This window comes from Nonomuraea sp. B1E8 (assembly GCF_039871515.1).
Taxonomy (GTDB): domain Bacteria; phylum Actinomycetota; class Actinomycetes; order Streptosporangiales; family Streptosporangiaceae; genus Nonomuraea.
Window position 1 is genome coordinate 343,155 of record NZ_JBDPLS010000012.1, and the last position, 13,976, is coordinate 357,130.

General features: G+C 72.2%; 12 protein-coding genes. 11 read left to right on the plus strand and 1 reads right to left on the minus strand.

Annotated elements, in window-relative coordinates:
• Positions 1-20: 20 nt before the first annotated feature.
• The 11 genes from ABGA98_RS34575 (at position 21) to ABGA98_RS34625 (ending at position 12,882) form a co-directional block, all read left to right on the plus strand.
• The gene (locus tag ABGA98_RS34575; protein ID WP_347622631.1) at positions 21-1,271 is read left to right on the plus strand and encodes an FAD-dependent monooxygenase; all 1,251 of its coding nucleotides are present in this window, start codon (positions 21-23) and stop codon (positions 1,269-1,271) included.
• A 196-nt stretch (positions 1,272-1,467) separates the two neighbouring features.
• On the plus strand, positions 1,468-2,385 hold the full coding sequence (gene sigJ / locus ABGA98_RS34580; protein WP_347622648.1) for an RNA polymerase sigma factor SigJ: 918 nt from the start codon (positions 1,468-1,470) through the stop codon (positions 2,383-2,385).
• A 241-nt stretch (positions 2,386-2,626) separates the two neighbouring features.
• Positions 2,627-3,601: a substrate-binding domain-containing protein gene (locus ABGA98_RS34585; RefSeq protein WP_347622632.1), complete on the plus strand. Its 975-nt coding sequence runs from the start codon at positions 2,627-2,629 to the stop codon at positions 3,599-3,601.
• A 29-nt stretch (positions 3,602-3,630) separates the two neighbouring features.
• A complete protein-coding gene (locus ABGA98_RS34590) occupies positions 3,631-4,677 on the plus strand; it encodes a galactitol-1-phosphate 5-dehydrogenase (RefSeq protein WP_347622633.1) in 1,047 nt (348 codons plus the stop codon).
• Between the two features lie 2 nt (positions 4,678-4,679).
• Positions 4,680-6,194: an FGGY-family carbohydrate kinase gene (locus ABGA98_RS34595; protein ID WP_347622634.1), complete on the plus strand. Its 1,515-nt coding sequence runs from the start codon at positions 4,680-4,682 to the stop codon at positions 6,192-6,194.
• Positions 6,191-7,156 (plus strand): sugar-binding domain-containing protein, encoded by a 966-nt coding sequence (locus ABGA98_RS34600; RefSeq protein WP_347622635.1) that lies wholly within the window; start codon positions 6,191-6,193, stop codon positions 7,154-7,156. The genes ABGA98_RS34595 and ABGA98_RS34600 overlap by 4 nt, the downstream gene beginning before the upstream one ends.
• On the plus strand, positions 7,153-8,643 hold the full coding sequence (locus tag ABGA98_RS34605; RefSeq protein WP_347622636.1) for a sugar ABC transporter ATP-binding protein: 1,491 nt from the start codon (positions 7,153-7,155) through the stop codon (positions 8,641-8,643). Before ABGA98_RS34600 ends, ABGA98_RS34605 begins: the two co-directional genes overlap by 4 nt.
• Positions 8,640-9,647, plus strand: coding sequence for an ABC transporter permease (locus ABGA98_RS34610; RefSeq protein ID WP_347622637.1), 1,008 nt, complete (start codon positions 8,640-8,642; stop codon positions 9,645-9,647). Before ABGA98_RS34605 ends, ABGA98_RS34610 begins: the two co-directional genes overlap by 4 nt.
• Positions 9,640-10,563: a deoxyribose-phosphate aldolase gene (deoC, locus tag ABGA98_RS34615; RefSeq protein ID WP_347622638.1), complete on the plus strand. Its 924-nt coding sequence runs from the start codon at positions 9,640-9,642 to the stop codon at positions 10,561-10,563. Before ABGA98_RS34610 ends, deoC begins: the two co-directional genes overlap by 8 nt.
• Before the next feature lie 8 nt (positions 10,564-10,571).
• Complete coding sequence (locus ABGA98_RS34620) at positions 10,572-12,005, plus strand: aldehyde dehydrogenase family protein (RefSeq protein WP_347622639.1); 1,434 nt, start codon at positions 10,572-10,574, stop codon at positions 12,003-12,005.
• On the plus strand, positions 11,998-12,882 hold the full coding sequence (locus ABGA98_RS34625) for an aldehyde dehydrogenase family protein (protein WP_347622640.1): 885 nt from the start codon (positions 11,998-12,000) through the stop codon (positions 12,880-12,882). The genes ABGA98_RS34620 and ABGA98_RS34625 overlap by 8 nt, the downstream gene beginning before the upstream one ends.
• Positions 12,883-12,958: 76 nt before the next feature.
• On the opposite strand, the gene ABGA98_RS34630 is transcribed toward ABGA98_RS34625, so the two are convergent.
• Entirely contained in the window at positions 12,959-13,930 is a 972-nt protein-coding gene (locus ABGA98_RS34630) for an NAD(P)-dependent alcohol dehydrogenase (protein WP_347622641.1), read from the minus strand.
• Between the last annotated feature and the right edge of the window lie 46 nt (positions 13,931-13,976).

Here is a 13,976-nt window from a genome sequence, read left to right on the forward strand (position 1 = left end):
CCCCTGCAAGGAGGACGTTCATGGACGTGACGAACGACAGTGGCCGCCGGGCTCTGGTGGTCGGGCTGGGCATCAGTGGGATCGCTGCGGCGCTGCGGCTGCGGCAGATCGGCTGGAGGCCGGTCATCATCGAGCGGGCTGCCGGCCGGCGCTCCGGCGGGTACTTCATCGCGCTGTTCGGCGCGGGCCGGGCCGCCGCCCAGCGCTTGGGTATCCTGGACAGGCTCACCGATCGCGGTGCGGACGGCGCCGCCTACGACATCGACCGGGTCGGCAGGCGCCGGCCCGGGCTGGGTTTCAAGAACTTTCCCGGCCGGCCGTGGATGATGACGCGAGGAGACGTGGAAGCAGCCGGTTTCGCCGCGCTGCCGTCCGATGTCGAGATCCGGTACGCCACCGTGCCGACCCGGATCGAGCAGGACGCCGACGGGGTGAACGTCACGCTGGCCGACACCGCCGGCGGGACCTCGGTCACCGAGCGCTTCGATCTGGTGGTCGGCGCGGACGGGCTGCGCTCCACGGTGCGGGGGCTGGTGTTCGGACCGCACGAGAACTACCTGCACCGGATGAACTACATGGCGGTCGCCTTCCAGATGGCCGGCGCGCTTCCGGGTTACGACCAGAGCGATTCGGTCATCCTGGCCGAATCCCGGCGGTCGATGTGGATCTTCCCGTTCAAGGACCGTCCGCCGACCGTGTTGCTGAATTACCACACCGACGATGTGGACGCGGAGTTCGCCAGGCCTGAGGTCGAGAGGGTGCGCGAGGTGTTCGGCCCGGAGCCGGCAGGCCCGGCCTTGGGCGCGGTGCTGGACGCGCTGGAGTCGGCCGAGGATGTGCTGTTCGACTCGGTCGAGCAGGTGCGCATGGACCGCTGGCATCGCGGCCGGGTGGTGCTCGTCGGTGACGCGGCCTGGTGCGTGACGCTGTATGCGGGGATGGGCGCCTCGACCGGGATGGCCGGGGCCGACCTGCTGGGCACCATGCTGGCCCGCCACGGCGGCAGCGTGACCGAGGCGCTGACGCGATGGGAGCAGCAGCTGCGCCCCTCCATCGGCTACCTGCAGGGCAACGGGATGCAGATGCGCAGCCTGTTCGTCCCGGCCACCCGCTTCGAACTCGCACGGCGCAGAATTATGCTGCGGGTGAGCAAGATGCCGGTGACCTCCCCGTTGTTCCTCTGGTGGCGGGCCAGGGGCAAGGTGGCCCGGATGAAGGACTTGGACTTCGCTCACCCGGCCCGGCTGCGCCCGTCCGCACCCACGGGGTGAGGGCACGATCGGTGGCACAGCATGGGGGCCGGCGCAACACAGCGACCAAGCCGCCCGGACTCCGGGACCCGGCCACCATTGACAGCCGATCGAGCGGACAGGTGCGAGCCGCCGGGTACCGAGGGCGTCGACGCGGTGGGCGGGCAGGCAGATGGGCTCCGCGTGGAGCCTCGATACGAGAGTTGGGAGGGGTCGTATGCCGGGATCAACGGATGAGAAAGAGGTTGTCGGTTACCGGCCGCTGCTGTTTTCCATCGCTTACGGGATGACCGGGTCCGTGGGCGATGCCGAGGACATCGTGCAGGACGCGTTTCTCGGCCTGAGCCGGGCGCACCAGGAGGGGACTGTGATCGTCAATCCGAAGGCGTACCTGACCACGGCGGTGACGCGGCTGGGCATCAACTACCTGAGTTCGGCGCGGGTACGGCGGGAGACCTATGTGGGCGACTGGCTGCCCGAGCCGGTCGTCGTGCCCGCGGACAGACCGGGGCCGGCCGAGCAGGCCGAGCTGGCCGACTCGCTGTCGATGGCGTTCCTGGTGCTGCTGGAGGCCCTCTCGCCGGTGGAGCGGGCGGTGTTCATGCTGCGCGAGGTGTTCGGGTACGGCTACCCGGAGGTGGCGAGGATCACCGGCAAGAGCGAGGTGAACTGCCGGCAGATCTTCGCCCGCGCCCGGCAGCGCATCGCCGCCGGAGGGCAGATGGCCGGCAGCGCGCCGCCCCGCGAGCGGCGGGCGGAAGGCGAGAAACTCGCCCGCAGGTTCTTCGAGGCCGCCGCGGGCGGCGACATGGACGCTCTGCTCGGCATGCTCGCGCCCGACGTGGTGCTGCACGGGGACGGTGGCGGCAAGGTGCAGGCCTTCGCAAAGCGGCTGGCCGGGCGGCTGCCCGTCGTGCGGCTGCTCCTCGGCGTGTTCCGCCGGGCCGGGATCTTGGGGGTCTCTCTCCGGCCGGCCTGGGTCAACGGCCGGCCGGGCGCCGTCAAGTTCGATGCCGAAGGGCGCGTGATCGGCGTGATCGAGCTCGACATCGCCGACGGCATGGTCCACACGATCCACTCGGTGGCCAACCCCGACAAGCTTGCCCATATCCGAATGGATTCGGATATGGCGTGAGTGCCGGAGGAACCATCCTGCACCGCGCCGTCCGCCAGTCCCTCGACAGCCAAGCCCGCCGTCCGACCTGATCGGTGGTGGCTGGAGGGACCTCTGTGCAGGCAGTTTGTCGTGTGGCGGGTATCGCGTGCTCATATGAGCAAATTCCGGCTCATGTGTTGCCGCCAGGTGAACGGGCGACTTAGCGTGCGTTACCACGTCACATACGGAGGTCCCTATGCGTGGATTCCGGCTGTTCAAAATGCCTGTCCTCCTCCTTTCCATCGCCGCCCTGGCCGCCTGCTCGGTGTCGACCACCCCCGGCGGGTCCACCGCCGGCACGAGCCAGGAGGCCGGCGACGGCCCGCTCGTCATCGGCTTCAGCCAGGCGACCCAGCAGTCCCCGTTCTACGTGCAACTGCGCGAAGGAGCCGAAGCCGCCGCCAAGAAGGCCGGCGCCACGCTCTACTTCGCCGACGCGGGCGGGGACGTCACCAAGCAGAACAACGACGTCCAGGACCTCATCACCCGGCAGGTCGACGTCCTGCTCATCAACCCGGTCGACCCGCAGGGCGTGCAGCCCGGCCTCGCCGCCGCCAAGGCGGCCGGAGTGTCGGTGGTGACCGTGGACCGGCCGGTCGCCGAGGGCGCGGTCGCCCACGTCGGGCGCGACAACAAGGCGATGGGCGAGCTCGTCGGCAAGCGGCTCAGCGAGCAGCTCGGCGCCAAGGGCGGCACCGTCATCGAGATCAAGGGAGACGCGGGCGGCGCCGTGGCACGCGACCGCAGCGCCGGATTCCACGAGGCCGTCAAGGCCAACCCGAAGATCAAGATCGTGGAGGGGCCGTACGCGGACTACGTCCGGGCCAAGGCCGTCACGGCCATGCAGGACCTGCTCCAGGTCAACCCCGGCGTGGCCGCCGTCTACGCGCACAACGACGACATGGCGCTCGGCGCGCTGAAGGTGCTCAACGAGAGCGGCAAGAGCAAGGTCCTCGTCGCCGGCGTGGACGGGCTCATGGAGGCGGTCAAGGAGATCGCCGGCGGCGGGCAGTACGTCGCCACGGCCCTCAACGACCCCATCTCGCTCGGCTCGAAGGCCGTGGAGACGGTGCTCAAGGTCGGCAAGGGCGAGAAGGTCGAGGCCTCCATCGACGCGGGCACCGAGCTGATCGACCCGGACAACGCGGCCCAGTACACCGGGCCCGGCGAGTTCGCCCAGGCGCGCGAGCAGTGACCACCGGCGAAGACCAGGAAGGCGGAGACATGACCATGCAGGCCGCAGTGCTCCACGCGCCCGGGGACATCCGGGTGGAGCAGGTGCCCGTGCCCGAGCCCGGCCCCGGCGAGGCGCTCGTCCGCGTCGCGGCCTGCGGGGTGTGCGGATCGGACATCCCGCGCATGTTGTCCGCGGGGGCCTACCACTTCCCGATCATCTGCGGCCACGAGTTCTCGGGGCACGTGGTCCGGATGGGCGAGCGCCTGGCCGCCACGGGGCGCGTGCGCGAGGGCGACCTGGTCACCGTGCCCCCGCTCATCCCGTGCCACGCCTGCGCGCCGTGCAGCCAGGGGCACTTCAGCCTGTGCCAGAACTACGGCTACTTCGGCAGCCGCAGGGACGGCGCGTACGCCCAGTACGTCACCGTCCCCGACGAGAACCTCATGGTGCTGCCCGCCGACCTCGACCCGAGGGCGGCCGCCATGCTGGACCCGGCGGCGATCGCCCTGCACGCCCTGTGGCGGACGAAGATGCGCGGCGGCCACCGGGTCGCGGTCGTCGGCGCCGGCCCCATCGGGCTGTTCGCCGTACAGTGGGCGCGCATCGCCGGCGCCGCCGAGGTGCTCGTGATCGAGCTGAACGAGCAGAAGGCCGCCATGGCGACGGAGGCGGGCGCCACGCACACCGCCACCAGCTCCGAGGCCGCCGCCGACCTGGTCGGCGAGGGGTACGACGTGGTCGTCGAGTCCGCGGGCGTGCCGGCCACCATCGACCAGGCGGTGGCGCTGACGGCCCGGCACGGCGAGGCGGTGTTCATCGGCATCCCGCACGAGCCCGTGGTGCTGCCCAAGGCCACGTTCAGCTCCTTTCTGCGCCGCGAGGTCACGCTGCACGGCGCGTGGAACTCCTTCTCGGCGCCGTTCCCCGGCGAGGAGTGGCGGGAGGCGGCCAGGTTGCTCGCCTCCGGCGAGCTGGCCTGGAAGTTCATGATCACGCATGAGCTGGGGCTGGAGGCGCTGCCCGAGACCATGGCCGGGCTCGGGGAACGTTCCATCTTCAGCTCCAAGGTGCTCTTCCTGCCGAACGAGGAGTGACGATGAGCGCTTTCCTCGCCCTCGACCTCGGCACGGAGGGCGCTCGCGCGGCGGTCTACACCGTGGAGGGCACGCAGGCCGGGACGGGCGACGACGCCTACCCGACCAGCTTTCCCCGGCCCGGCTGGGCCGAGCAGGACCCGGAGCACTGGTGGCGGGCGAGCGTCCGCGCCGCCCGCGCGGCGCTCGCCGAGGCGGGAAACCCGGAGATCGCCGGGATCGCGGTGGCCACCACGGCCTCCACGGTGGCCGTCCTCGACCGGAACGGGCGCCCCCTGCGGCCCGCCCTGCTCTGGATGGACGGCCGGGCCGGCGAGGAGTCGGCGCTGACCGCGCGCAGCGGCCACCCGGTGCTCCGCTACTCGGGCGGCTCGGACGCGGTGGAATGGCTCGTGCCCAAGGCCATGTGGCTGGCCCGCCACGAGCCCGGGACGTACCGTCAGGCCACGCGCATCACCGAGGCGGTCGACTACATGGTGTGGCGGCTCACCGGGCGGTGGGCGGGATCGCGGATGAACGCGGTCTGCAAGAGCAACTACGACCCGCGCGGCGCGGGGTTCCCTCATGACCTGTACGAGCAGTTCGGCGTCGGCGACCTGGCCGGCAAGCTGCCGGACGAGATCGTCCCCGTCGGCGACCCGATCGGGCCCGTCAGCGCCGCGGCCCGCGAGGAGCTGGGCATCACCGGCCCGGCCGTCGTCGCGTCCGGCGGGATCGACGCGCACCTGTCGCTGCTGGCCATCGGCGGCGCACCCGAGGGCCGGGTGTCGATCGTGTGCGGCACGTCCAACGCGTTCGTCACGGAGATCGCCGAACCGGTCTTCCCGCCCACCGTGTGGGGGCCGTACCCGGACGCGCTGCGCACCGGGCGCTGGCTCGTCGAGGGCGGCCAGGTGAGCGCGGGCTCGGTGCTGGCCTGGGCGGGGGAGCGGCTCATGGGACGGCCGCGAGCCGACATCGGCGGGCTCATCGAGGCCGCGTCGGCGCTGCCGCCGGTCGATCACGGCCTGATCGTCCTCGACTACTTCATGGGCAACCGCACGCCCCTGCGCGATCCGCTGCTGCGCGGGGCGGTGCTCGGGCTGACCCTGGCCAGCTCGCCCGAGCAGGTCTACCGGGCCGCCGTGGAGGGCGTCGCGTACGGCACCAGGCAGGTCATCGACTCGTTCACCGAGGGCGGGATCGGCGTGGAGGAGATCTTCCTGTCCGGCGGCATCCGGCACAACGAGCTGTGGCTCCAGACGACCGCCGACGTGCTCGGCCGGCCGGTCCGCCTGGTCACGGGGGACAACCTCACGCTGCGGGCCTGCTCGGTGATCGCCTCGGTCGGCGCCGGGCGGCACGCCTCGCTCGCCGAGGCGGCGGCCGAGTACGCGCCGCGCACCCGCACCATCGAGCCGGTCCCCGAGCACCGGGACGCCTACCGGCAGGGCTACGCCGACTACCGGGCGGCCACCGAGGCCACCACGCCGCTCGCGCACCGCCTGAACGCGCCGGAACGGAGGCAGGACCCATGACCGTCCCTGCCGACTACGACGACCAGCTCTACGAGGTCGCCATCCGCTACTACGAAGGCGGGGAGACCCAGGAACAGATCGCCCACGCCCTGCACCTCACCCGCTGGAAGGTGGGCAGGATGCTGGCCGAGGCGCGCCAGGCCGGAATCGTCCGGATCGAGGTGCTGCACCCGAGGTCCCGGGTACGCGCCCTGGAACAGTCGCTCAAGGAGCGCTGCGGGCTGCGGGACGCGGTCGTGGTGGCCGGCGGCGGCAACAGCGGCGCGGAGGACCTGCGCGACCGGGTCGCCGCGGCCGGCGCCGACCACCTCATGGCGATGCGGCCCACGCCCCGGCTGATCGGCGTGTCGTGGGGGCGCACGCTCGACCGGCTGGCCGGCGGGCTCAAGCCCGGATGGGCCACCGGCGTCAACGTGGTGCAGATCAACGGCGCGCTCAGCCGGTCGCGGCAGCCGACCAGCGCGCACAGCATGGCGAGCCTGATCGCCCACCACGGCGGCGGCGCCGCCACGCTGCTGCCCGCCCCGGCGATCCTGGAGCAGCAGAGCACCCGGGCCGTGCTGGAGAGCGACCGGGCCGTCTCCGACGTGCTCGCCCTCGCCACCCGGGCCGACCTGTTCCTGTTCAGCCCCGGCGGCATGGGCAGCGACTCCGTGCTGGTCGACTCCGGCCAGATCGACGCCGGCCACCTGTCCAGGCTCGCGGAGGCCGGCGCGGTGGGCGACGTGCTGGGCCGCTTCGTCGACCGCGACGGCCGCATCGTGGACCCCGGCCTGGACGGGCGCACCCTCGGCCTGTCACTGGACGTCCTGCGCGCGTCCACCGCCTCCGTCGCGCTCGTCAGCGGCGAGGCCAAGCACGCGGTGTGCCGGGCCGTCGTGGCGAGCCGCCTCTGCGACGTGCTGATCACCGACGACCAGAGCGCGACGTACCTGCTGGACACGTGGAAGGAGGGGGCATGACGGACGAGCGGCTGCGGATGTCGGGGATCGTCAAACGGTTCCCCGGCACGGTCGCCCTGGACGGCGTGGAGCTGACCGTACGGGCCGGCGAGGTGCACTGCCTGCTGGGCGAGAACGGCGCGGGCAAGAGCACGCTGATGAAGATCCTGGCCGGCTCCTACCGTCCGGACGAGGGGACGATCCTGCTGGACGGCGAGCCGTTCAGCCCTTCGACCCCGCACGCCGGGCTGGCCGCCGGCGTCGCCGTCATCTACCAGGAGCTCGACCTGCTGCCCGACCTGACCGTGGCGCAGAACCTGCTGCTGGGCCGCTCGCCCCGGCTCGGCCCGTTCGTCCGCAGGGCGCGGCGGGCGAGGCTGGCCCGCCAGGCGCTCGACCGGGTCGGCGCGCGCTTCCCCGTGACCACCCGCGTCAGGGACCTGCCCATCGCGGCCCGGCAGCTCACCGCCATCGCCAAGGCGCTCACCGCCGACGCCCGGGTGATCGTCATGGACGAGCCGTCCGCCACGCTCGGAGAGAGCGAACTGGCGGCGGTGTTCGGCGTCATCCGGTCGCTCACGGAGGAAGGGCGCTCGGTCATCTTCATCTCGCACCGGCTCGACGAGGTCAAGGAGATCGGCGACCGCGCCACCGTGTTGCGCGACGGCCGGACGGCGGGCGTCTACGACCTGGCCTCGACCACGCCGGACGAGATCGTGGCCGCGATGATCGGCGAGGCCAAGGAGCTCGTGCGCCCCGCCGATCATCCCGCGCCCGAGGGCGAGCCGCTGCTGGTCGTCGACCGGGTCCACGTGCCGGGGTTGCTCGACGTGCGCGACATCGAGGTGCGCCCCGGCGAGGTCGTCGGGCTGGCCGGGTTGGGCGGCGCGGGGCGTACCACGCTGCTGCGGGCGCTCTTCGGCGACCTGAAGGCGCACGTCACCGCCCGGCTGGACGGCCGCCCGCTCAAGGCGGGCAACCCGGCCGCCGCGGTGCGCGCCGGCCTCGCGCTGGTGCCGGAGAGCCGCAAGGAACAGGGCCTGATGCTCGGCCTCTCGGTGGGCCGCAACGCGGCGATCGCGGCCCTCGACCGGCCACCGTGGCTGCTGCCCGGGCGGCTCGGACGGCGCCTGGCCGCACCGGCGCTGGCCGGGCTCGGCGTCAAGACCGCCGGGCAGGGCCAGCTCGTCGGCCAGCTGTCCGGCGGCAACCAGCAGAAGGTCGTGCTGGCCAAGTGGATCACCAGGGGCGGGATCAGGGTCCTGCTGCTGGACGAGCCCACCCGCGGGCTCGACGTCGGCGCCAAGGCCGACCTCTACCGCCAGGTACGCGACCTCGCCGGCCAGGGCGTGGCGGTCCTGCTCGCCAGCAGCGAGCTCAACGAGCTGACCGCCAACGCCGACCGCATCCAGGTCCTGTACGAGGGCCGCAACATCGCCCGTTTCGACCCGAGGGTCAGTCCGGAGAGCGCCATAGCGCACGCCGTCATCACAGGAGCGACACCATGACCACCTCGATCGGATCCTCGGTGGCCGCGTCCGCCGAGCAGGCCGGCGGCGCCCGGTCGCGGCGCGGCGCCGACCTGATCGTCAAGTCCAACCTGCTGCTGGTCTTCCTCGCGTTGTGCGTCGTCGCGACGCTGCTGGCCCCGCAGTTCCTCACCGGCCGCAACATCGCCAACCTGCTGCAGCAGTCGTCGCTCACCGGGATCGTCGCCATCGGCATGACGATGGTGGTGCTGACCGCGGGCATCGACCTGTCGGTCGGCAGCGTGGCCGCCTTCGGCGGGATGACGGTCGCCATCCTCATGACCTCGGGCGTGCCCGTGCTGCCGGCGATCCTGCTCAGCGTGCTGGCCGGCGCCGTGTTCGGCGCGATCATGGGCGGGCTGTCGGCGTACCTGGCGTTGCCGGCCTTCATGACCACGCTGGCGGGGCTCACCGCGATCCGCGGGCTCACGTACCTGCTGACCGACGGCAAGCCCGCGGAGGCGGCGGGGGCGGAGTCGTTCCAGTTGCTCGGCGGCGGGTTCGTCGGCTACGTCCCGATCGTCGGGATCATCTTCGTGGTGATCACGATCCTCGCCGCCGTGGTGCTGCGCGGCACCACCTTCGGCGAGTACGTCTACGCCGTCGGCAGCAACAAGGAGGCCGCGCGGTTGTCGGGGCTGCCGGTGCGCGGCGTGATCACCACCGTGTTCGCCGTGTCCGGCGCGCTGGCGGCGCTCGCGGGCGTGCTGCTCACCTCGCGGCTGACCGTGGGCCAGCCCACCGCGTTCAACGGGCTGGAGCTGGACGCCATCGCGGCCGTCGTGCTCGGCGGCACCAACCTGTTCGGCGGCAGGGGCGGGGTGTTCGGCACCTTCGTGGCGGTGCTGCTGCTGTCGGTGCTGCGCAACCTGTGCAACCTGCTCGGCCTGGGCTCCTTCTTCCAGATGGTGGTGACCGGCCTGATCCTGCTGGTCGCCCTCGTACTCAACATGCTGATCGAAAGGCGTGGCGCCCGTGCCTGACACCCTTCCATCCGGCTCGTTGCGGGCCTACCTGCACGGGCTGCCCGGCGTCGACGAGGTGGGCGTGCGCCGCCGCGCCGCCGACCTGGCCACCCGGTCGATCAAGACCACGGCCAAGCGCCAGGCGATCGACCTGGCCATCCGCATGGTCGACCTGACCACGCTCGAAGGGGCGGACACCCCCGGCAAGGTCCGCGCGCTGGCGGCCAAGGCCATGCGGCCCGACCCGGCCGACCCCACCGCGCCCCCGGTCGCCGCGGTCTGCGTCTATCCCGACATGATCCCGGTGGCCGCACCCGTCCTGGCGGGCAGCGGGGTGGGGCTCGCCTCGGTCGCCACCGGCTTCCCCGCCGGACGCACCTCGCTGGAGGTGAAGCTGACCGACACGCGTACGGCGGTCGCCGCCGGAGCCACCGAGATCGACATGGTCATCGACAGGGGCGCGTTCCTCGCCGGCGACTACCGCAAGGTCTTCGACGAGATCGTGGCGGTCAAGGAGTGCTGCGGTGACGCGCACCTGAAGGTCATCCTGGAGACCGGCGAGCTCGTCACCTACGACAACGTACGGCGGGCGTCCTGGCTCGCGCTGCACGCCGGGGCCGACTTCATCAAGACCTCCACCGGCAAGGTCGCGCCCGCCGCCACCCTGCCGGTCACCCTGGTCATGCTGGAGGCGGTCAGGGACTACCGGGCCGCCGCGGGACGGCAGGCCGGGGTGAAGTCGGCCGGCGGCATCCGCACCACCAAGGACGCGATCCGCTACCTGGTGCTGGTCAAGGAGGTGGCCGGGGAGAGCTGGCTGGACCCGGCGCGGTTCCGGCTCGGCGCCTCGACGCTGCTGAACGACCTGCTCATGCAGCGCGCCAAGCTCGGCACCGGGCACTACGCAGGGCCCGACTACTACACGATCGACTGAGGGGACCCGTGGAGATCTTCGACTACGCGCCCGCGCCGGAATCACGGTCGATCGTGACGATCCGGCCGGCGTACGACCTGTTCATCGACGGCGAGTTCACCGAGGCCAAGAGCGACGAGCGGATCGTGACGGTCAACCCCGCCGACGAGGAGCCGCTCGCCGAGGTGGCCGCGGCGTCCGACGCCGACGTGGACCGCGCCTTCGCCGCCGCCCGCCGGGCCTACGAACGGGTGTGGTCGCCGCTGCCCGGCGCGGAGCGCGGCAAATACCTGTTCAGGATCGCGCGCATCATCCAGGAACGCGCCCGCGAGCTGGCCGTGCTCGAATCGCTCGACAACGGCAAGCCCGTCAAGGAGACCCGCGACGTCGACCTTCCCCTGGTCGCGGCGCACTTCTTCTACCACGCGGGCTGGGCGGACAAGCTCGCGCACGCCGGGCTCGGCCCCTCCCCGCGCCCGCTCGGCGTGGCCGCGCAGGTCATCCCGTGGAACTTCCCGCTGCTGATGCTCGCGTGGAAGGTCGCGCCCGCCCTGGCGACCGGCAACACGGTGGTGCTCAAGCCCGCCGAGACCACGCCGCTGACCGCCCTGGCGTTCGCGGAGATCTGCCAGGAGGCGGAGCTGCCGCCCGGCGTGGTCAACATCGTGACCGGCGCGGGCGGCACCGGCCGCGCCGTGGTCGCCCACCCGGACGCGGACAAGGTGGCTTTCACCGGCTCGACCGGCGTCGGCAAGGAGATCGCCCGCGCCGTGGCGGGCACAGCCAAGCGGCTCACCCTGGAGCTGGGCGGCAAGGGCGCCAACATCGTGTACGACGACGCGGCGATCGACCAGGCCGTGGAGGGCATCGTCGCCGGGATCTTCTTCAACCAGGGCCACGTGTGCTGCGCGGGCTCCCGCCTGCTGGTCCAGGAGTCGATCGCCGAGGAACTGCTGGCCAGGCTGCGGGCCAGGATCGAGCGCCTGCGGCTCGGCGACCCGCTGGACAAGAACACCGACATCGGCGCGATCAACTCGGCCGCGCAGCTCGCCAGGATCCGCGACCTGGCGACCGCCGGCGAGGCGGAGGGCGCGAGCGGCTGGTCGCCCGCGTGCCCGATCCCGGAGCGCGGCTACTGGTTCCCGCCCACCGTGTTCACCGGCGTCACGCAGGCGCACAGGATCGCCCGCGAGGAGATCTTCGGCCCCGTGCTGTCGGTGCTCACCTTCCGCACCCCCGAGGAGGCCGTCGCCAAGGCGAACAACACGCCGTACGGGCTGTCCGCCGGGGTGTGGACGGAGAAGGGCTCCCGCATGTTGTGGACCGCGAGCCGGCTGCGCGCCGGCGTCGTGTGGTCCAACACCTTCAACGTGTTCGATCCCGCCAGCCCGTTCGGCGGCTACAAGGAGTCCGGTTACGGCCGCGAGGGCGGCCGGCACGGGCTGGAGGCATACCTTGGCTGACAGGACCGCTTCCACGCCGGCCCGCGTGGCCGTGCGCAGGACGTACAAGCTCTACCTCGGCGGGGCGTTCCCGCGTTCGGAATCAGGCAGGTCGTACCCGGTGACATCCTCCCGCGGCGTCCACCTCGCCAACGCGGCCCTGGCGTCGCGCAAGGACGTGCGCGACGCCGTCGTGGCGGCGCGCAGGGCCTTCCCCGGCTGGTCCGGCCGCACCGCCTACAACCGCGGCCAGATCCTCTACCGGATCGCCGAGATGATGGAGGGGCGGCGCGCCCAGTTCGCCGCGGAGGTGGCCGCCGCCCAGGGCGTGAGCGAGGCGCGGGCCCAGGGGGTGGTGTCCGCCGCGATCGACCGCTGGGTCTACTACGCCGGCTGGGCCGACAAGCTCGGCCAGGTCCTCGGGGCGGCCAACCCGGTCTCGGGCCCCTACGTCAACCACTCCCAGCCCGATCCGGCCGGGGTCGTGGGCGTCCTCGCGCCCGACGGCTCCCCGCTGCTCGGCCTGGTCGCAGTGCTCGCGCCGGTGATCACCGCGGGCAACACGGCCGTGCTGGTGGCGAGCGAGCGGGCCCCGCTGCCCGCCGTCACGCTCGCCGAGGCGCTGGCCACCTCCGACCTGCCGGGCGGCGTCGTCAACGTCCTGACCGGCCGGCTCGGCGAGCTGGCGCCGCCGCTGGCCGGGCACGCCGACGTGAACGCCCTGGACCTGGCCGGGGCGGGCGGCCTGGCCGCCGAGCTGGAGGAACTGGCGGCGGGCACGCTCAAGCGGGTCGTACGGCCGGGCCGCCACGACGACTGGTCCGCCGCCGACCCCGGCGTGGCCCGCATCAGGCCCTTCGTGGAGACGAAGACCGTCTGGCACCCGATGGGCCTCTGACGCACCCGGCTCGGGTGAGCGCCCGCCCTTCGGCGGCACCGGCCGGCTCCGAGAGGAGCCCGGTCCGGGGCGGCGGTCAGCTGGAATGGTCGATGGTGATCACGACGTTGCCGATCTTCCGGCCGGAGTCGACATAACGGTGCGCCTCGACGATGTCGGCCAGCGGATATCGCCGGTCGATGACCGGCGTGAAACGGCCGGACTCGATCAGGTCGCGGAAATACAGGGCCGTTTCCCGGTCGTTTCTCGGCAGCGGCATGAGCACTTTCCTGCCGCCGAGCGGCCGGGTGACGAGCGGGAGGAACACGTTCTGCCACATCGGGCCGACGTCGGAGGCGGCGTAGACGCCACGCGGTTTCAGCAGCCGGCGGCAGCGGCCGAACGTGCTCTTGCCGACCGCGTCGATGACGACGTCGTATTTCTCCGTGTCGCGGGTGAAGTCGACGGCGGTGCGGTCGATGACCCGGTCGGCGCCCAGACCGCGTACCAGCTCCATGGTCCCCGTGTCGCAGACCGCCGTCACCACGGCCCCGCGAGCCTTCAGCAGCTGGACCGCGGCCGAGCCGATGGCCCCGGTCGCGCCGTAGACCAGGACGTCGTGGCCCTCCCCGACCTGCGCGGCCGTGATGATGGACAGCGCGTAGTGCGAGCCCTCGGTGCTGGGGGCGGCCTCGTCATAGTCCAGGCCGTCGGGGATGGTGGCGAGCGTGCCGTCCGCGGAGATGGTCATGTACTCGGCGTGAGCGCCGAACGTGGCGTCGTTGTAGCCGAACACCCGCTCGCCGACCTGGAAAGCGGTGACCTCGTCGCCGACGGCCGCTATCTCCCCAGCGAACTCGTTGCCGAGAATGCGCAGCCTGGGCCGGAAGAAACCCGCGAAAAATCTCCAGAGGAACGGCTTGGCGGCGCGTAACGCGCAGTCGGTGCGATTGACCGTGGTCGCGTGAACCCTGACGAGCAGCTCGTCCGGCTTGACCGCGGGTCTTTCCACCTCGGTCACGCCGACCACGTCGGGCGAGCCGTACCGTAATCGCACCGCGGCTTTCATAGCTGGATTGTAGCCACCGTCAGGCGCGGGCGCTCGCCGTGAACGG